At 62.2% G+C, this 18,332-nt stretch carries 20 protein-coding genes and 1 pseudogene; 3 read left to right on the top strand and 18 right to left on the bottom strand.

The genetic code is table 11. The annotated features are described in order from the left end of the window. Positions 1–215: 215 nt before the first annotated feature. The 11 genes from HLG82_RS00820 to rpmB all read right to left on the bottom strand — a co-directional run bounded on the left by HLG82_RS00820 (position 216) and on the right by rpmB (position 8,932). A complete protein-coding gene (locus tag HLG82_RS00820) occupies positions 216–1,121 on the bottom strand; it encodes a DUF4862 family protein (protein ID WP_193326877.1) in 906 nt (301 codons plus the stop codon). A gap of 9 nt (positions 1,122–1,130) precedes the next feature. Then, a complete protein-coding gene (locus tag HLG82_RS00815) occupies positions 1,131–3,305 on the bottom strand; it encodes a YhgE/Pip family protein (RefSeq protein WP_193326876.1) in 2,175 nt (724 codons plus the stop codon). Beyond that, complete coding sequence (locus HLG82_RS00810; protein WP_193326875.1) at positions 3,302–4,201, bottom strand: ATP-binding cassette domain-containing protein; 900 nt, start codon at positions 4,199–4,201, stop codon at positions 3,302–3,304. Before HLG82_RS00810 ends, HLG82_RS00815 begins: the two co-directional genes overlap by 4 nt. Positions 4,202–4,305: 104 nt before the next feature. Further along, positions 4,306–5,670, bottom strand: a complete 1,365-nt coding sequence (locus HLG82_RS00805) for a PFL family protein (RefSeq protein WP_193326874.1) — start codon at positions 5,668–5,670, stop codon at positions 4,306–4,308. An 8-nt stretch (positions 5,671–5,678) separates the two neighbouring features. Beyond that, positions 5,679–5,987: an ACT domain-containing protein gene (locus HLG82_RS00800; protein ID WP_193326873.1), complete on the bottom strand. Its 309-nt coding sequence runs from the start codon at positions 5,985–5,987 to the stop codon at positions 5,679–5,681. A 115-nt stretch (positions 5,988–6,102) separates the two neighbouring features. Further along, complete coding sequence (locus tag HLG82_RS00795) at positions 6,103–7,113, bottom strand: IS30 family transposase (protein WP_193326020.1); 1,011 nt, start codon at positions 7,111–7,113, stop codon at positions 6,103–6,105. 656 nt (positions 7,114–7,769) lie between these two features. Then, positions 7,770–7,892, bottom strand: coding sequence for a type B 50S ribosomal protein L36 (gene ykgO / locus HLG82_RS00790; protein WP_193326872.1), 123 nt, complete (start codon positions 7,890–7,892; stop codon positions 7,770–7,772). Continuing rightward, positions 7,889–8,143 (bottom strand): type B 50S ribosomal protein L31, encoded by a 255-nt coding sequence (locus tag HLG82_RS00785; protein WP_193326871.1) that lies wholly within the window; start codon positions 8,141–8,143, stop codon positions 7,889–7,891. The genes ykgO and HLG82_RS00785 overlap by 4 nt, the downstream gene beginning before the upstream one ends. 80 nt (positions 8,144–8,223) lie before the next feature. Beyond that, positions 8,224–8,529, bottom strand: a complete 306-nt coding sequence (gene rpsN / locus HLG82_RS00780; RefSeq protein ID WP_193326870.1) for a 30S ribosomal protein S14 — start codon at positions 8,527–8,529, stop codon at positions 8,224–8,226. Then, positions 8,529–8,696: a 50S ribosomal protein L33 gene (rpmG, locus tag HLG82_RS00775; RefSeq protein ID WP_193326869.1), complete on the bottom strand. Its 168-nt coding sequence runs from the start codon at positions 8,694–8,696 to the stop codon at positions 8,529–8,531. The genes rpsN and rpmG overlap by 1 nt, the downstream gene beginning before the upstream one ends. Beyond that, positions 8,696–8,932: a 50S ribosomal protein L28 gene (gene rpmB / locus HLG82_RS00770; protein WP_193326868.1), complete on the bottom strand. Its 237-nt coding sequence runs from the start codon at positions 8,930–8,932 to the stop codon at positions 8,696–8,698. Before rpmB ends, rpmG begins: the two co-directional genes overlap by 1 nt. A gap of 45 nt (positions 8,933–8,977) precedes the next feature. Here rpmB and HLG82_RS00765 point away from each other — a divergent pair, with 45 nt between their 5' ends. Continuing rightward, a complete protein-coding gene (locus HLG82_RS00765) occupies positions 8,978–10,009 on the top strand; it encodes a GTP-binding protein (protein WP_193326867.1) in 1,032 nt (343 codons plus the stop codon). Positions 10,010–10,335: 326 nt separating this feature from the next. Here the strand turns inward: HLG82_RS00765 and HLG82_RS10545 are convergent. Together HLG82_RS10545 and HLG82_RS10370 are read right to left on the bottom strand one after the other, a co-directional pair. After that, positions 10,336–10,830, bottom strand: a pseudogene (locus tag HLG82_RS10545) (thiamine pyrophosphate-dependent enzyme); the annotation flags it as partial. A gap of 74 nt (positions 10,831–10,904) precedes the next feature. Next, positions 10,905–11,042: a hypothetical protein gene (locus HLG82_RS10370; protein ID WP_197550979.1), complete on the bottom strand. Its 138-nt coding sequence runs from the start codon at positions 11,040–11,042 to the stop codon at positions 10,905–10,907. Between the two features lie 231 nt (positions 11,043–11,273). Here HLG82_RS10370 and HLG82_RS00755 point away from each other — a divergent pair, with 231 nt between their 5' ends. Continuing rightward, on the top strand, positions 11,274–11,420 hold the full coding sequence (locus HLG82_RS00755; protein ID WP_193326866.1) for a (4Fe-4S)-binding protein: 147 nt from the start codon (positions 11,274–11,276) through the stop codon (positions 11,418–11,420). A 194-nt stretch (positions 11,421–11,614) separates the two neighbouring features. Here HLG82_RS00755 and HLG82_RS00750 read toward each other — a convergent pair whose 3' ends face one another. Both HLG82_RS00750 and HLG82_RS00745 read right to left on the bottom strand, forming a co-directional pair. Beyond that, entirely contained in the window at positions 11,615–13,015 is a 1,401-nt protein-coding gene (locus tag HLG82_RS00750; RefSeq protein WP_193326865.1) for a sugar porter family MFS transporter, read from the bottom strand. After that, complete coding sequence (locus HLG82_RS00745) at positions 13,012–14,778, bottom strand: alpha/beta hydrolase (protein ID WP_193326864.1); 1,767 nt, start codon at positions 14,776–14,778, stop codon at positions 13,012–13,014. The genes HLG82_RS00750 and HLG82_RS00745 overlap by 4 nt, the downstream gene beginning before the upstream one ends. Positions 14,779–14,889: 111 nt before the next feature. On the opposite strand from HLG82_RS00745, the gene HLG82_RS00740 reads away from it, so the two are divergent. After that, a complete protein-coding gene (locus HLG82_RS00740; RefSeq protein WP_193326863.1) occupies positions 14,890–15,600 on the top strand; it encodes a GntR family transcriptional regulator in 711 nt (236 codons plus the stop codon). Between the two features lie 15 nt (positions 15,601–15,615). Here the strand turns inward: HLG82_RS00740 and HLG82_RS00735 are convergent, their stop codons facing one another. Genes HLG82_RS00735 through HLG82_RS00725 form a run of 3 tightly spaced genes read right to left on the bottom strand, consistent with a single transcriptional unit; the run spans position 15,616 to position 18,325 of the window. Beyond that, positions 15,616–16,401, bottom strand: a complete 786-nt coding sequence (locus HLG82_RS00735) for an ABC transporter ATP-binding protein (protein ID WP_193326862.1) — start codon at positions 16,399–16,401, stop codon at positions 15,616–15,618. After that, entirely contained in the window at positions 16,398–17,378 is a 981-nt protein-coding gene (locus HLG82_RS00730) for a FecCD family ABC transporter permease (protein ID WP_193326861.1), read from the bottom strand. Before HLG82_RS00730 ends, HLG82_RS00735 begins: the two co-directional genes overlap by 4 nt. After that, positions 17,375–18,325: a FecCD family ABC transporter permease gene (locus HLG82_RS00725; RefSeq protein WP_255313905.1), complete on the bottom strand. Its 951-nt coding sequence runs from the start codon at positions 18,323–18,325 to the stop codon at positions 17,375–17,377. The genes HLG82_RS00730 and HLG82_RS00725 overlap by 4 nt, the downstream gene beginning before the upstream one ends. Positions 18,326–18,332 lie beyond the last annotated feature (7 nt).

The following is an 18,332-nucleotide window of genomic DNA, read 5'->3' as shown; positions in this document are numbered from 1 at the left end:
GCAGAGCCCGAGGCGTCGGCCGTTCACCGGCCCGACAACAAAAAAGACCTAAGACATCGCAATTGATGCCTTAGGTCTTGCCTCAGTGAGTAACAACCCCAAGTGAAAACTGTAGGACCATGTTAACCACGTGAGAGGAATTGTGACAAGCCTTTTGTCCAATGTGTGCCACAAGCGATTGGCGCGGCTCACGGCCGCGGGCGCATCGGCCAAGGTCAGCCCATGGCTGCCTTAATTTCCGCGATGATCGCCACACGCTCGGCCGGAGACGCATCCGCGGGCACCTGCACCTTAACACCGAGGTAATCGACGACGCCGCCCGCGCCAGTCTCACCGTCCGCGCCTGCCGCGACGAATTCGGCCACGAGCTCGGGCGTCATCAGGCTGGTCGGCTCAACGCTCTTGAGAGGCAGATGCGTGTCGCCCCAGCCAGGGCCGTAGGCGGTATCCGTTCCCCCAGCACCCGAGCAGATCAGACCGGCAAGCAACCCCCGCTCGGCCAGCAGCTGCGCTTGGGCACGCGGCCGGTCGACGTCGTGCGATTCGATGACGGACCGCCCCCAATTCAGGGCAATCTTCACCCCTGCCCGTTCGCACGCTTCGATTTCTTCGCCAAGGGAAAGGAAGTTCTTCTCCCCCGCGCCTGCCCCGCCGCGCGCGTCGCAGTGTTCGAGGACGATGCCCACACCCTCGGCCGCGGCCAGTTCCCTAAGCTCGAGCAGCGATGCCACAAGCGCCTGGGCGTCGGCAATGTGGCTCGGGGCCGACTGGAACTCGATGCACTCCACCACACGCTCGCCGGCGCTCTCGTTAAGCTCCCGTACGGCGGCGAAGATCTGGCGAGCCTGCTCCAGCGCGGCGGCCCGGCCCTCCGCATCAGGTGAGGCCAGCCCAAAGCTCGGGTCCGTTCCCAACATTCGCATGGTGTCCGGGATGGCAGTGACGACGCTGTGCGGGAATCGCCCGGCGAGCTGGCCGGCGAGCCAGGCCGGATCGGCGTCGAGCCCTCCGCCACGCCACGGAATCTCGAGCCCGGTGGCTAGTTGCGTCAGGCCCGCGAGGAATTCCTCCTGCTCGTGCCGCGTGCCCGGCATGGCCGCATAAGCACCAACAATAAACATTCTTTCTCCTTATCGGGGTCGGATTGAAAAGGCGTAATCGCCGGTAGATTCGCCGGTGATCATGGGCGGGTGAAGATCGCGCATGCGCAGGATACGGCGGCGGCCCACGAGCCAGTATGTCATTCCCAGCGAGAAAATCAGGATGCCCGCGAGCACCGCAAGGCTCCCCCAATACTGCTGGTCAGTTCCGCCCGAAATCGCTACCCGGAAGGCATCCACCGAGTAACGCATCGGAGAGATAACTGACAGGGCACGGTAGAACGGGTTAAGCATATCGGTGGGGAACGTGCCGCCCGAGGCCGGCAGTTGCAAGATGAGCGCCACGAGGAACACCGCACTCTGCGGTGAGCCCAAGCCCAGGCGTACCCAGTAGGCCAGCGACATGAAGGACAATGCGGCAACGACGAGCAGCAAAACGAACAGCCACGGGTGGGCCGGGTGAAGCCCCAAGAAACCCCACACGCCTAGCCCCATAAGTAACGACGACGTCACGCCGATCACCGCGAATGGCGCAAAGCCGTGAACGGCGGTGGCGAGCACACTGCCGCGTGAGAGCGCGGCGCGCCCTGAAAGGGTCCGCATCACGAGGAAGAACGTCACCGATGACACCCACAGGGCGATGGAGAAGAAGAAGGGCGCGAGCCCGCGGCCGTAGGTTTCGGCGTCGTTATCCACCACCGTATTGATCGTCACGGGCGAGGACATGATCTCGGCGAGCCGGTCCACTTGAGCGTCGGTCAGCGCGGGGATCTTGGCCACGCCCTGCTCGAGGCCGTCGGCAAGCTTGCCGGCGCCCGTGTTGAGTTGCTGCATGGCGATGTCGAGTTTGGCAATCGCGTCGACGAGCTGGCTCGCTCCCGCCACGGCCTTCGGGATCTTGCCACTGACAGCATTGACCAACTCGGTCAGCTTCGTCTTTCCCGCATTGACCTGATCCACCCCACCCCGGATTTCGTCGGCCGCCGAGCCCACGTTGCGCAGCGCCTGGCCCACGTTGGCGAAGGAGGAATCCAATGCGCCCAGGGCGGCGTCGGCAGCCTCGACCGCCGACTTCATAGCTCCGTAGTCGAGGTGCGCCTGCAGATCCGAGGTGAGGGACATCTGGCCCGACACTGAGCTCGACAGGTCACCCAGCAACGAGGAAGAAGCCGCGATGTCTTCCTGCAACTTGGCCAAGAAGGCGGGGTCGTTAGCGAGGGCAGGATTAGCGACAATCTGGGCGAGCGCCGAACGGACGGCGTCGAGAGCACCCTTGCTCCGCCCGATCACGTGGTTGGCGTCCCCGGAGAGGCTGCCCGTTAGCTTAGCTAGGTTGAGGGCGTTGTCCTTGAGCTTGGGCAGCGTGTCGTTGACGTAGCTCCGCAGCGGGCCGAGTGCAGCCTTGACGCTGTCCTTGCCCGCCTCGAGTCCCTCAGTCATGCCGCTCAGTCCGGAGATCGAGCCGGTCGCACCCGAGACGCCGAGGAGCACGCTCGTCGCCCCGCGGTCGAGCGTCGACATCGCCTCCGATAGTCCCTTCACATCCTCCTCGAGCCCCGCCACATCGACATCGGTCAGCGCAGCATTCAGCTTCCCCACTCCGTCCGCCGCCTGGGACAGCCCATCCGAGAGCTGGCGGGCACCCGTCGCGGCGTCGTTCATGCCATCCCGAATCACCGACAACTGGCCGAAAAGCGTGGAGAAATAGGCCTGCCCGACGGCCGAGTTGACCTGCTCTTGGATAATCGACTGCATCTGGGATAGGAGTGAGCCCGCGATGAATCCGTTGGCGTCGTCGCGGTGGAACGTGATCGTGGCGCGCTCGGGCTGAAAGTGCCCCGCGGACACCAGGTTGGCCGAAAAGTTCGGCGGCACGGTGACGACCATGTACACCTCGCCATTGCTCAGCTGCCTCGCGGCCGCGGGTTCGGACTCGGGAAACTGCCAGTCGAAACCGTCTTGCCCCTTGATGGCTTCCACGAAGCGGGCGCCCGCGTCGATGGTTTGCCCGTCGAAGTCCACCGGCTTGTCGCCGTTAACGATCGCCACCTTCACCTTGTCGATCTGGTGGTAGAGGTCCCAATTCGCGTGCAGGTAAACCCCGCCATATAGCGCTGGCACGATGAGGATAAAGATGAGGGCGATCACCGGGATGCCACGGTAATGCTTAAATTCCAGCGCGGCGCTCTTGAGGGGATGGATCATGAGGCCTCCTCACTTTCCGGGGCCTGGCGGTCTTCCGCGGCCTGGCGATCTTCCGCGGCCGTCTCGCCCACGCGCACGACGACGATCTCCCCCTCGCGCCCAAGGTCCAGCGGCTCCGACGGCGCCGGCGCCTCGCTCGCCGTATCAACCGACACGGGCGGCTCCTCGATCTTGTGCACCCGCGACGTCTTCTTCGGCACCAGATGCACGCGCACCGCCCCCACCGGCGCGGCGTCCGCATTCGTCGCGCTCACAACAATCGCCTGCCCATCAAAGGCAGCCAAGCGTTGCAACGCCTCATACAGTGCCACCATCTGGTGGGCGGGCACATCCTGATCTACCCCGTCAACGACGACGACCGCCGCCGGCCGCAACATCGCCAACACAGCGCACAGCATCGCCTTCTCGGCACCCGGCAGCTCCTGATAAAGCGCACCCCGGTCAATCTGGTAGCCCAGCCAATCCTCGATCCGCTCGAAACGTTCAGTCGCGGACCTCAACCCGATGCCGTCGTAGACCGCACGCTCGGCCATCAGCTCGGCCACCGTCAAACGGTCGTCGGGCGCTGCGTATTGGCCAATCCGCCCCACACCCGTATACGCGATGAGGCCAAAAGGGTCGGCTTCGGCGTCGTGAGATGCGACCACAAGCGAACCTGTGACTCGGCGCAAGTGCCCCACCAACGCGAGCAACAACGCCGACCTACCCGAGCCGGATGTGCCGTGCACAATACACAGCACGCCGGGGTCAAGCACAAGGTCAAGCGGCCCGAAAATGGGGCCGTACACCGACGACGCCGCGAGCCGCTGGGCGCGAAGCACGCTACCGTCGTCGTTGAGCGGGAATGGATACAGGTCCTCGGCGCCCCGGCGCGCATCCCTCCGACGCTTCGTCATAAACGTCACCAGATTTCAACTAGGTTCAGACCACGAAGTCTACTCCCTAGCCGACGCCCACCCCGAGGACCCTCAGGCCCGGTTCGCCCAGAGCGTGGGCGCGATTAATTCCGCATTCCGTGCACAGGAGCAGGGATAAAGCCGCCACGCGAGACGAAGTCGGCGCTGGAGACCCGTCGAATCGGCATGACCGGCGCGTAGCCGAGCAGGCCACCGAAGTCCACCTCGTCGCCCTCCACCGTGCCCGGCGCCGGGATGACGCGCACCGCCGTCGTCTTGTGGTTCATAACCCCGATCGCCGACTCGTCCGCAATCATGCCCGCGATCGTCTGGGCCGACGCGTCACCCGGGATGGCTACCATGTCCAAGCCCACCGAGCAGATCGACGTCATCGCCTCCAGCTTCTCCACCGACAGCGTTCCCGCCCGAACCGCCTCAATCATCTGGCGGTCCTCCGAGACCGGAATGAAGGAGCCTGACAGGCCACCCACGCGCGAGCAGGCCATCATGCCACCCTTCTTGACGGCGTCGTTGAGGAGGGCCAGCGCGGCCGTGGTGCCGTGCGTGCCCACCTGTTCCAGGCCCATCGTCTCGAGGATCGCGGCCACCGAATCGCCGACCTCGGCCGTGGGCGCCAGCGACAGGTCCACGATGCCGAACGGGACACCCAGGCGCTCCGACGCAAGCTCGCCGACTAGCTGACCCGCGCGCGTAATCTTGAACGCGGCCTTCTTGATCTCCTCGGCGACGTCGTTCAGCGGCGCGCCCCTCATCCCCTCAATCGCGCGCGCGACGACGCCCGGGCCGGACACGCCCACGTTGATGACGCAGTCCGGCTCCTCAACGCCGTGGAACGCGCCCGCCATGAAGGGGTTATCCCCCACCGCGTTAGCGAAGACGACCAGCTTGGCGCAAGCAATCGCGCTGCGGTCCGCCGTGAGCTCCGCCGCTTCCTTGATGATCTGGCCAAGCTCGGCGATCGCATCCATGTTGATGCCCGCGCGGGAGGAGGCCACATTCACCGAGCCGCACACGACGTCCGTCTCCGACAACGCACGCGGCAACGACCGAATCAGGGTGCGATCCGAGGCAGTCATGCCCTTTTCGACGAGCGCCGAGTAGCCGCCGATAAAGTCGACACCGACGGCCTTCGCCGCGCGGTCGAGGGCATGGGCGACGTCGACGACGTCCCCCTCCAGGCCCGCCGTGACAAGCGCAATCGGCGTGACCGAGATACGCTTGTTCACGATCGGGATGCCAAGCTCGCGCTCAATCCCGCGTGCCACCTCAACGAGGTTCGCCGCCTGCGTGGTGACACGCTCGTAGATAGCCTCGCACGTCTCGGCCATGGTGGACCGCTTGCACGAGAGCAACGAGATGCCCATCGTCACCGTGCGAATGTCGAGGCGATATTTTTCGATCATCTCCACCGTGGAAATGATGGACTGGGCCCTAGAGTGGAAAGTCATGACGCCCCTTACAGTTCGTTCATCGCGGTAAAGAGAGCCTCGGACTGGACCCGGATCACCAGATTCTGCGCCTCTTCAACGGCGGCAAGGGCGTCCTGGAGATCGTCGATCGAGTGGGGCTCAGGGGCGGCGGCCGCGTCAGCCGTGTCGGCCGGGCGGGCGTCAGCGAGCTCGACGCGCAGGATCATGGTGAAATAGCCACCCATAAGCGTCTGCGAAATGTCGAGAATGTTGGCCTCGTGCTCGGCCAGCGCGCTCGTCACCGCCGCAACAATTCCCGAGTGATCAGATCCAGTTACCGTGATAATTGCGAACATGGGCTCATTTTAACGGGCGAGGTAGGAGTGCCAAAAATGGCCCGGGCGGGCCCGCGCACCCCTTCGCCCACCCTGCACTAAGCTGATCCGCGCTGTATTAAGTTGGCGGGGAGATTCAGGGGGTCGATGCATCATTTTTTAACAACTCGGCCAGTGTCTCACGTGGGGTCATTCCGTTCAAGACAACTCGGGCTCGGTCGTTGAGTTCGTCTTGGACGAAAGCGACTTCCTCGTCGGTGATGTCAGCGAAGTTAGTTCCCTTGGGGAAGTATTCACGAATATCACGATTCAGGCGTTCATTCGACGGACGCTGCCACGGGCTATGCGGGTCAGCGAAGTAGACCTTGATATTGGTATCGACCTTGAACTGGGCTACCTGCGCCATCTCACTACCTTGATCCCAGGTGATCGAGGAGAAGGCCTTACTGGGCAAGGTCTGAACCATCTGGGTCAGTTTCTCAATCACGGTCGGTGAATCATGGCTCACCCCAAGACGAGCGATCAGCAAAAACCGTGAAGAGCGCTCGACTAGGGTGATCAGCGCTGTGTGCTTGCCCTTACCACCACCGATAATTAAATCTCCTTCCCAGTGACCTGGCGTCAGGCGCCCATCGACCTCGTGGGGGCGCAAATCGATTGAAGCGCCCTCGACCCACGTCTTACGCCCGCGCCCGGGAGTGCCAGCAAGAGCAGAACGAGCAATACGCCGTTGACGACCCGAACGCAGTCCTTTCTCCCGTTTAAGCTCTTGCCGTAATGCCCCACCCCCGTGAACATACAAAGCCTGATAAATCGTTTCATGAGACACACGCATCTGCCGATCATCTCCATAATCATGACGCAAACGAACACTGATTTGCTGGGGAGAATAACGCTTATTTAACAGCTCAACCACCTTCTGACGCAGCGCCACATGGGTAGTAAGCTTGCCCGGCTTAGGACGAGAACGACGCTGATGAGCGCACTGATGAGCCCAGCGAGCATCATAAGAACCATCAGGAAAAGCACCACGATTAATCTCACGCGTCACCGATGACGGACTACGCCCCAAACTTAAAGCGATCTGCCGAGCCGACTTACCATCAGCTAACCCCAACCCGATCGCCACGCGCTCTTCAAGCGTCATACGCCGGCCTCGACCAACCCTGCCATTACCAACCCGGTCAACACTGGCCACGACCGTGGCCCCACCAACACGGCCCCGTTGCAAAACTTCAACCATAGGCCCCAACATAGCCTGTTTCCCACGAACCCAGTTCGGACTATGACCAACCCGTTTCGCGATCTCGGCAACCGGCAAGCCCTCAGCCGTCAACTGCCACACCCGTACCCTAGCAGCCGCACGAGCCTGCGCCGGCCCACCCTGCCCACGGACCAACACTAAACCCGCCCCACGAGCCCAGACCTGAACCGAGTGACAATTAACCTTCAACTCACGAGCAACACTTGCACACGAACGTCCAGAAGCAACCAAGGCCACCGCATGATCACGAAACGACTGCGAATAAGGCCGAATCGGCGATCTACCAACCATTCAACACACTCCAAAAAGTAGTGCATTGACCCCTGGAACCTACCGCGTAGGTTAATACAGCGCGGATCAGCTTAATAGGGCCGCGAGGCGGCGTCGGCCGGGGCCAGCCAGGGTCAACGCCCGGGTCGGTTCACCCATATACCTTCGATGTAGAGAATTGGACCGATCTTCATATATACGAAGATCGGTCCAATTTTCTACATCGCAAGTCAGGCATCGGTTGGCATCCTAGCCGCCGCCCGCACAGCCTAGCCTTGCCGGGCCTTGAATCGCGGATTCTTCTTGTTGATGACGTAGGTGTGCCCGCGGCGGCGGACCACCATCGAGCCCGGCTGCGCAGCCAGGGACTTCAGGGATGCACGAACTTTCATGAGCGCTTCCTATCTCCATAACGATTGCGGAACTTCTGGACCTGGCCAGCGGTGTCGAGGATGCGCTTCTTCCCGGTCCACATCGGATGCGAGGCCGAGGAGGTCTCAACATCAACCACGGGGTAGGTGTTGCCATCCTCCCACTCAATCGTGTTGGCCGAAGTCATGGTTGATCGAGTCAGGAACGCGAAGTTCGCTGACTTGTCGCGGAATACGACGGGGTGATAGTCGGGGTGGATCCCCTTTTTCATGGGTGTTCCTTTCAGTTGGAGGCAGATGCTCTCGTCAGAAGAGCCCCGCCGGCCTGACGGCCTTACCGGCAGATGCGGGATTACCAAGAGGCCTTGTGAACGCCGGGCAGTTCGCCGGCGAGTGCGCGCTTTCGGAACTCGACGCGCGAGAGGCCGAATTTGCGCAGGTGGCCGCGGGGTCGCCCGTCGGTGATGTCGCGATTACGCAGGCGGGTGGGGGATGCGTTGCGCGGGAGGGAGTGGAGCACCCGCATGGCCTCGTCGCGTTCGGCGTCGGTGGCATGCGGTGAGACGCTAACTTTCTTGGCCCAGGCACGCTTTTCGGCGTACTTTTCCACAACGGCGCGGCGCTGGGCGTCTCGAGCAATTTTTGATTTCTTGGCCATTAGTTCTTCTCCACAAATTCCACGTGTGCTTTGGCGAGCGGGTCGTATTTCTTGATGCGCATGCGCTCGGGGTTGGTGCGCCGGTTTTTGGTGGTGATGTAGCGGAAGTGCGTTCCGGCGGTTGATTCGAGAATGACTTTTTTGCGGATGTCTTGACTCTTTGCCATTACAGCTTTTCTCCCTTCGCTAGCATCTCGGCGACGACGGCGTCGATGCCCCGTTTGTCAATGGTCTTCATTCCTTTGGTGGATACGGTGAGCGTCACGTGTCGCTTGAGGGAGGGTACCCAGTAGCGCTTTTTCTGGATGTTGATGTTCCAGCGGCGCCGCGTTTTGCGGTGTGAGTGTGAGACGTTGTTCCCGAACCCAGGCGTTGCGCCCGTCACTTGGCATTTTCTACTCATGCGGCAATAATAGAGAATGATTCTCATTATTAGCAAGGAGTTGTGATGCAGGTTTCCCTTCTTACCACCCTCGATCCCCTTCTGCGCGACGTCGTCACCCTCGCCCTCTCCGACACCGCGGCAATCCTCGAGGTGGAGATCACGCCTGAAGGCACACAGCTCGACCTCCAGCTACCGTCCGGCGCGCGAGAGTCGGCACAGGTGGAGCTCTCACACCCCTGCATCACCTGCTCGATTCGTCATGCGGTGATTCCTTTCCTTGAGGGGCGCGACCTCGATCGCGTTATCCTCGCACTCCCTGCGACGGTCGAGAGCATCTACGTGGCCCCCGCCCTCGCCGAATACCTCGACTCGGAGCTTTTTTCCAAGATCGAGCTCGGTCACGGCGATGCGCTAGACGAGCCATTCACTCTCACCTCCATCCTTACTGCCGTGGACGCGGCCACGAGCCGCGCCCTAATCCACGCCACACCGCTTGGCGAGGCCGATCTGATCATCGACGACGACGAACGCGACGCCGGCGAGGTACTCTTCTCCAACCTTGCCCACGCGGATGTCATCCTCTCCCTCGGCGAGGATCAGATCGGCCGAGCCATTTCAGGTCACATTAACCCCGATGCGACGATCATCGAGGGCCTCGAGAACATCTCAGCTGACGTATTGTTCGAGAAGGAGCACGACGTCGACGCGGCAATTTTTCGTGTTCACCCGGTGACGTGCATGGCCGGACCGAGCAGGCAGTTGGGCCAGGAAACCCCTGACGCTGGCACCGCAGACGGTATTTGGACCGTCACATTGGAGTCGCCGCGTCCACTGGACCCGGATCGTCTCCAAGAAAGCTTTGATTCCTTGGCTCTGGATGGAATACTGATCCGCGGTTGTTTCTGGCTCCCCGGCGAACACCACGAGATTAAGACGTGGAATTCTTCGGGCACCTCGTTAACGGTCGGAGCTGCGGGCGAGTGGGACGGCGACCCGATGACGCGGCTTGTGGTTACAGGATCGGGCGAATCTGCTGAAGCGATTCGCCGGGCCTTCAACGACGCCCTGATGGGTGGGGCGATCTTCCGCCGCTGAACTCGAACTCGCGCGGGCGCCGACCTCGCGCGGCTGCCACATGCCACACTCACGCGGGTCCCGCCTGCCACCCGCCACATTACTGCGAGACCGGATCGGCGTCGGGATCGACGTTGGTGCTGTGTGGCAGGCTTGGTGTCGTGCCTGTCGAGGAGCTCCTCGATGGGGGTGAGCTCTTCAGCGTCGTACTCAGCGAGGAGGTCGCGCGCGGTGCCGGGCTCGAAGGCGAGCTTTTCAACGGGAAGTCGGCGATCGTTGGTGATCTTGACGTCGATGAGCACGGGCGTCTTGGCTCCCTTGACTTCGCTGACGATGCGGGCGAACTCGGCGCCCGTCCGTGCCGTGTAGCCCTTGACGCCGAAGCCTTCGGCCAGCTTGGCGAAGTCGACGTCGGACAGGTCGATGCCCGAATGCGGCTGGTGGGTGTCGTCCTGCTCAGCCTCAATGAAGCCCAGAGACTTATTGGTGAAGACGACGTTGATGACACCCAGCCCCTGCTCGCGCTGGGCGACGAGATCTTGGATGGTCCTGGTGGCGCCGCCGTCGCCGCTGAGGGTCCACACCTCACGCTCGGGGAACGCCAGGCCGGCGTGCGGGCCCGCAGCCTCGTTGATCACCTTGTAGATGGGTTCGAAGCGCGCCGGCGGTTCGTCCATACGCTCGGCGAACTTCGGATTCTCCGGCATCTCCTGGAAGTAGTCCTTGTTCATGTTGGCCGTGGGGGCCTGACCGATGATAGCGAGCACCGGGATGCCGTCAATCTTGGCGTCGTAGAGGCCGTTGATGAGGTGGACGGCGCCCGGACCGGCCGGGCCGAGCATGGCGCCGATCTTGCCGGTCAGCTTCGCTTCGGCGACGGCGGCCAGCGAGCCGTCTCCTCGTGGCGCACACCCACTTAGCGGATGCGGTCCTTGAAGCGGTGGATCGAGTTCATCGTCGAGTCCAGCGAACCGCCGGGGAGGCCGTAAATTCGCTTAACGCCCCAGCCCTCAAGGACCTTCATCATTGCGTCGCCTGCATTGATCTGTGCCATGTCAACTACTCCTCATCGATATCGGATCGATTGTGGAGGCGTCCTCCGCGTCTCGTAGGGGGCGTCTTCCATGCTTGCGTTAGTTGACTCTTAAACTATTATTTTCTTGTGCTCTAGTCCCCTCGATCACACGACACGGCGGGCAGATTTCCTCCAGTAGACGAGGAAAAGCAGGGCCAAGGTGTTGCCATGGCCACGGCGCCAGAGGCACCACGCCGAGAAAGGACGCACATGAAAGAGTACGAAGGCAAGGACATTGCCGTCATTTGGAAGCCAGAACTATGCCAGCACTCCGGCATTTGCTGGCGGAGGTTGCCGCAGGTCTACGACACGAAGACGCGGCCCTGGGTGCAGCCGCTCAATGCCTCAACCGAATAGCTCATCGCCCAGATCGACGCCTGCCCATTGGGCGCGCTGAGCTACCGCTGGCTCAAGGACTAGCCCTACCCTCCAAAGACTGCGCCGTAGGCAAACTTGGGGATGAGTTCGGGCCAACCTTCACGCTAACGAAGGTTGGCCCGAACTCTTTCCCCGCTTGACGACTAGCGTAGCTGCGGGCGCAGATAAGAGATTTACTTGAGGCTGTAGGTCATGTCCTCCAGCTCCACGCCCTTAGTCTCAGGGATGTGCTTAGCAACGAGCCAGATGAGGATTGCACCTACGACGGCGTAGGAGAAGTACGTCCCCGACAGCCCTATGTACTCCTTGGTCACCGGGAAGAGGAAAGTGATGAGCGTTCCACCGATCCAGTTGCCCGCTGTAGCTACACCCAGTCCAGCCGTGCGGATTTGGTTGGGGAAGATCTCGCCAAGGAAGACCCACAGCACCACGCCCCACGTGCCGCAGAAGATGATGTACACGAGATGGACACTCACAAGAGCGATGAAAGCCCAAGCGCCCGTAAGGTTGAGAGCACCCGTTTCGGTAATCGTCCCCTGAGTGAAGGTGATAGCCGCCGCCAACATGGAGACGAACATACCGATCGCACCCCACAGAAGGAGGGGACGACGGCCAACCTTGTCGATCACCGACATACCAATCAGTGTCATGATGATACCGATGACGGAAGTCAGCACGGGGATGAAGACGGAGAGGTTGCCTGCGAAACCGACCGTCGTCCACAAATCCGTGGCATACAGCAGCACGTTATTAATTCCCACCATTTGGATGAGGAAAGCAAAGGCGAGGGCAATCCATACCACCGGTCGAAGGCCGTACTTCCCATCGCGCAAGTCCGCAAAGCGTGGGCGATGCCCCGATAGCGAGGAACGAATTTCGGCAATACGCCCCTGAGGATCCATATCCGAGCCCACAGCAACGATAATCTTTTCCGCACGATCTTCCGCACCGATCGACACCAGGTAGCGTGGCGATTCAGGCAAGAAGAGGACGAAGAATCCATACAGAAGGGCCGGAAGCAATTCACTGATGAACATCCATCGCCAGGTATAGAGACCAAACCAGGCCTCGGCATCAGCAGAGCCCGTCAGCCTCACCAAGATAAAGTTCGTAATGAACGCACCAAAAATACCGAACGCGATTGCCAGTTGCTGCAACGTTCCAAGCCTGCCTCGCTTGTCTGCCGGAGCGATTTCCGCAATGTAGGCCGGCGCAATTACAGCCGAAATACCAACACCGAAGCCACCCACCAAACGCCACCACGCCAGCGCCTCAAAGCTGAACGACAGGCCGCTCATGAGCGCCGACACAGCAAAGAGCACAGCCGCCGCGACCATCACGCGCACGCGCCCGATACGATTCGCCACACCACCTGCGATTGCCGCACCCACCGCGGCACCGAGGCTGACGATTGACACCACCACACCCGTCTCCCATGAGACAAGGCCGAAACCGGTGTCACTACCCGAGACCGACCCGATCGCACCGTTAATGACGGCGACATCGAAGCCGAAGAGAAAGCCGCCAAGCGCGGCCGCCCCTGCAATCTGCAGGAGCTTACTGTTGTTGCTCATGAGGGGTCCTTTCCAAGACTGAAGTGTGAGCTGGTGATTGGTGTGGCAAGGAAGGCGCGGATGTCATCTTTAACGCGCTCCCACGTGGAGGTACCCGGAACTGACAAGGCCCCGTGGAACGTTCCCGAATACATGTGTAGCTCTACCGCAACGCCGGCGTCGGCGAGGTCTTGCGCGAAGCGCATTCCTTCATCACGGAGAGGGTCGGCAGGGTTGACAACGAGGAATGTGGGTGGCATCGCCGATGCCGCAGCGCGCGAGGGAACATAAGGCGGGACAGCATCCGAAGCGCCCATGTAATGCCGCCAAGCCACGCTTGACGCCTCAAGCGTCCATATCGGCCCATCGCGGTAGGTGTCGAACGAACGCGTGACCATTCCCGGCTCAAGGCAAGGTTCGAGCAAAACGATGCGATCGACGTCGGGCCCCTGACCACTCGCCGCAATGATGGCCAGCGCCTGCTGAGCGAGCCCAGCACCGGCCGAATCACCATAGATGTACAGCGGTAAGCCCGGATACGCCCGCGAGAGATAGTGCAGAGAACGGACACAATCCGTGGCAGCTGCAGGCCACGGCCACTCGGGGGACAGCCGGTAATCCGGACTAGCGACGACCGCACCGCCAAAGACCTCAATCAGTTCGCTATTGCGAGCATCGTCGTAGCGCGCAGCGCCTGCAATGTAACCACCACCATGAATCGAAAGCACGACGGCCCGCGGCTCAGCACCACTCCTCAAGCAACGAAGTGTAAAAGCCTCATCTGAAGAGTCCGCCTGCCGATCATCGCCGGTTTGCCCACCAAGGTGAACCTCCTCAACAGTGACACCATCAGCGGGCCGAACGTCAGCCAGCAACTCTTCACCGCGGCGACGCATCGCGAGATAGTCTTCGGCATTCTGCTCGGGAGTGGCGTCAATGACGGGCTGAAGCTCGGCGGCGATATACGGCGTCGGAGATAATGGACGCTGCCCATAACGCCTCAGAAATTCGCCAACCACACGATAGAACTCCTCAGACTGATCCCTGCGAACCGTGTGGGAGGCGTCAGAGATCAGAACCGAACTGATGTGGGGATTGCCCAGGCTTTCGAGCTCGGACTGCCCTTCTCGGCCAAACAGGACGTCGCTCTGATCCCCGGTGACCAAGAGCGTCGGCACCGATAACCCGGCCAACACCTCACGTCCGCGCATTCCCACGACGCCGGTAGCCACAAAACGTCGATCCACCTGCGTCTTGCCCTGCGCCCACGCGCCATACTCGGATGCCGGCCACGCCGTGTAAACTTTCATAAGCTCAGTAATCGCCTCACCCACATGGTCAGTCACCAGCTCTTGGCGCTTAACCAAATCTCCCGCCGAACCGCGGTAGAGCTCCCACTGGCCGTCGGTCAACAGAGCGGGATCTTCGAGGACAAGCGCCTGAATCACCTCCGGCACATCATTCGCAATCGCGCAAGCCACCGCCCCACCGAGCGAATGACCCATCAGCACAACCTTCCGACTCACACTCTGCCGAGCCGCTTCAATCACGACAGAACGAACGGCAGCCGCGATCGCACGGAGCGGGTCGGCTAGCTCGGTGTCGTCAAAGCTACGCGAGAGGCCGTGACCTAACGTATCTACGAGGTAGACCTTCCACTCGTCTTTCCATTGCCGAGCAAGATCGGACAGGGACGCCGCATTATCCGTAACTCCATGTAAGGCGACGATAACCCCCTTAACCTCACAGCCCGATACCGAATAAGATATTCCGTGACTAGCCATCAAGACTTCCTTAGCGATAAAGGAGAGGGCATCACCGCCCTAGGGTGATACATAACACCCTAGGGTGTATGTATACTGGCTGTCAACCAACCTTTTACCGGAGGACACCTCATGGAACCCAAGTACGCGAAGGTCTACGACGCTCTGCTCGAGCGCATTGCAGACATGAGCCCCGGGGAGCGGCTTGAGAGCGAGGTTAAGCTCGCTTCATCCTTCAACGTTTCCCCAATGACGGTCCGCCGCGCACTCATGCTCCTCAGCCAAAACGGTCTGACAGTCGGCATCCCCGGACGGGGCACCTTTGTTGCAGACCGCGAGGAAGCGGCGTCGACACATAGGGCTTCGCCGAGCACAACTTCGGAAGGTCGGACTACCACAGCAGAGCCACTCACACATGTCAAGCTAATTTCTGCAGCGTTGCAGACGGCCGACGAAGGAGAACGGCAGCTCCTGCACACCACCGAGGAGCCATTCATTGCCCGAATCCAACGAAACCACTATCTTGACGAGGAACACAGCAAACTCGTCGGCATTGAGGTCGCTATCATCCGAGCCGATCTCTTCCCCGGCATCCTCGGACATGATCTCTCACGAAGCCTCCCAGAAATCCTTGAAAGCGACCAGTGGCAACTACGCAAACCGATCGAGACCTCGAGGACCATCCGCGCAACAATGGCAACGGCGTCTGAGACCAAACAGCTTCACCTTGCCGCCCCTGTCCCTCTCCTCGCCCTCGAGACTTCGTTCGTCGATGGCGAGGGCCTCACGCTTGCGGAAATCACATGCAAATATCTCGGTGACCAAATCGAAATCACCCTTTAAACAAGACACGATTGCCTACCAGCTCACCGCGTAGGCAATCGGCAACTTCCGGCCCGTCTGCGGGTCAGTGACCATCATGGTCGAGATGCCAAAAGCGCGTTCGATCAGGTCAGAGTCGAGGGTCTGCTTGGTCGGGCCACTGTCGAGGATGCGCCCGTCCTTCATGACCACCACGTGGTCCGAGTATTTGGCGGCATGCACCATGTCGTGGACAACCATGACCACGGTCCGCCCGTCCCGATTGAGATCGGCGACCAGGTCGAGGATGGCCAACTGATGGGCGGGGTCGAGAAAGGTGGTCGGTTCATCGAGCAACATGATCGAACTCTGTTGGGCCAGCGTCATGGCGATCCACATGCGCTGACGTTGGCCACCCGAGAGCTGGGTTGCCGGCCGGTCGAGGTAGTCGAGCACGCGAGTCGCCGAGGCAGCCTCCTCGATCTCCCGATGATCTTCCTCCGCTAGGGAGGCGAAGGCGCCCGTGTAGGGGTAGCGCCCGAAGGCGATGAGCTCGCGCGCGACCATCCCCTCGGGAACCGTGGGTTGCTGCGGCAGAAAGGACAGGCGGCGCGCAAATTCGCGCGTGCCGAAGTCCGCGATCGAACGTCCTCCCAGGCTGATATCGCCACCTTCAATACCCAATTGTCGGCCGATCGTCTTCAAAAGCGTCGACTTTCCGCAACCGTTGGGACCGATCAGCGCGGTAATTTCTCCGCTGGGGATCTCCAGATCGATATCGCGGATGACGGGCGGTCCGCCATATCCGGCCGAGACGTTTGTACAGGTAATCTGATCGTTCATTGCTTCCCCGTAACGCTGGTGACTCGCAACACCAGATAGATGAAGTAGGGCGCGCCCGCGATGGCGATGAGGGCTCCGACAGGGATTTCCGTCGGTGCGAAGGCCCACCTTCCCACGGCGTCCGCGCCGACGACGACGGCCGCACCGCCCACCGCCGCCACGGGCAACTGCCGTGAGAGGGACTGCCCCACCAGGAGCTTGGCCGCGTGCGGCACAATCAGGCCAACGAACCCGAGAACCCCGGCGGCCGCAACGGCGGCCGACCCGGACAGCACGGCAAGGACGACCGCGCCGACGCGTAGCGCCGAGGCGGGCACCCCGATGCTCCCCATCGTCGCGTCCGACAGGACGAGCGCATTGAAATGACGCGAAAGCACGAGGGCCACAGCGAAACCGAAGGCGACGGCCGGGGCCACCGTGACGGCGTCGTTCATCGTGCGGGCGTAAAGCGAGCCCTTGAGCCAGGTCATGGCGGCGCCGGCCTCCGGAGCGGCGCGGACGAGCAGCAGCTGGGTGAGCGCGGCGAGACCAACCGAGACGGCGACGCCGGTCAGGGCGAGGCGCGTGGGGTCGGCGAACGCGCGCCCGGCGGCGAGGAAAACGAGGGCGGCACCGACGAGCGAGCCGACGAACGCGATGGGGGTCAGCGCCGCCGCGGGCAAGGCGCCGAATCCGAGGAGCGCACCGACGGCGAAGAGGCCGCCACCTGCAGTAATGCCGAGCGTGTCAGGCGCGGCGAGCGGGTTGCGCAACGCCGCCTGAAGCAACGCTCCGGAGGTGGCCATGCCGACGCCCGCCAGCACACCCACCACGATGCGCGGCATCCGGTAGCGCCAGTAGAGGGCCTCGCCGGCGAGGACGCCCGAGACGACGTCGGCAATGGAGTGTTGCACGGCCCCGATCGCCATGCCAAGAATGCTCGCTAGCACGAGGAGTGCGCTCGCCACCAGCATCGACGCCGCAAAACGGGCCTTCATCGCACCTTCCCCTCGGACCTTGACCCGATATGGCGGATGCCCCACAGCAGCAGCGGCGTGCCGGCAATTCCGGTCAAGATGCCGACGGGCGTCTCAGCCGGCGCCCACAGCATCTGCCCCACCGAGTCGGCGACCAGCAGGACCGTGGCGCCAACGAGCGCCGCGAAAGGCAGGGCGAGCCGGTGGCGCGCTCCGCACACGCGGTTGGCCACCACCGCGGCAAGCAGGCCCAGGAAGCCGATCGGGCCGGCGGCGGCAACGCACGTAGCGGTCAGGATCACCGCAAGCACCACCGCGCGCCTGCGAATCGCATCCGGGTTAGCACCAATGGAGCGGCTAATGCTCCCGCCGGCCGCAAGAACGTCGAAAGCTCGCCCGGCCAAAGCCGCGCCGGGCAGGATCACAAGGATCGCAACCGCCGCAGGTACGACGTCCGGCCAGCGCACCCCGCCCAGGCGGCCGTTGAGCCAGGCGAGCACGGTGGTTAGCTGAGCCTCGTCAAGAACGAGGAAGATCGCCGTCAGCGCACTGAAGACGGCCGAGACCGCAATCCCGAGCAGCACCATGCGCTGTATCGCGTTCGCCCCGTGTCGATCCGGGGACCTCCCCCTCATGCTGAGCGAGATCGTCAGGCCCGCCGCCAGCGCACCTCCGACGAGCGCGCCGGGAAGGATGTAGGCGCCGTGGGTCGCGCCGGTGGCAAACGTCGTCGCCACCGCGCCGAAGGCCGCGCCCGAATTGACGCCGGTGATCTGCGGATCGGCCAGCGGGTTCGACGTCGCCGTCCGAAGGAGCACGCCGGCCACGCCTAGCGCCGCACCCACAGCGATCGCGGCGGCTAGCCTGTCATGCACCACGCCCCACACCTCGTCATACAGCCAGGGAGCATCCGCAGGCGCCTCCACGCTGACGAGGCGGAGCGCAACAATGGCGAGACTGACTGCCACGCACACC

It is taken from the genome of Trueperella pecoris, assembly GCF_014926385.1.
Taxonomy (GTDB): Bacteria; Actinomycetota; Actinomycetes; order Actinomycetales; family Actinomycetaceae; genus Trueperella; species Trueperella pecoris.
The sequence above is the reverse complement of the archived record's forward strand: the minus strand, read 5'-3'. Positions and strand labels throughout refer to the sequence as shown.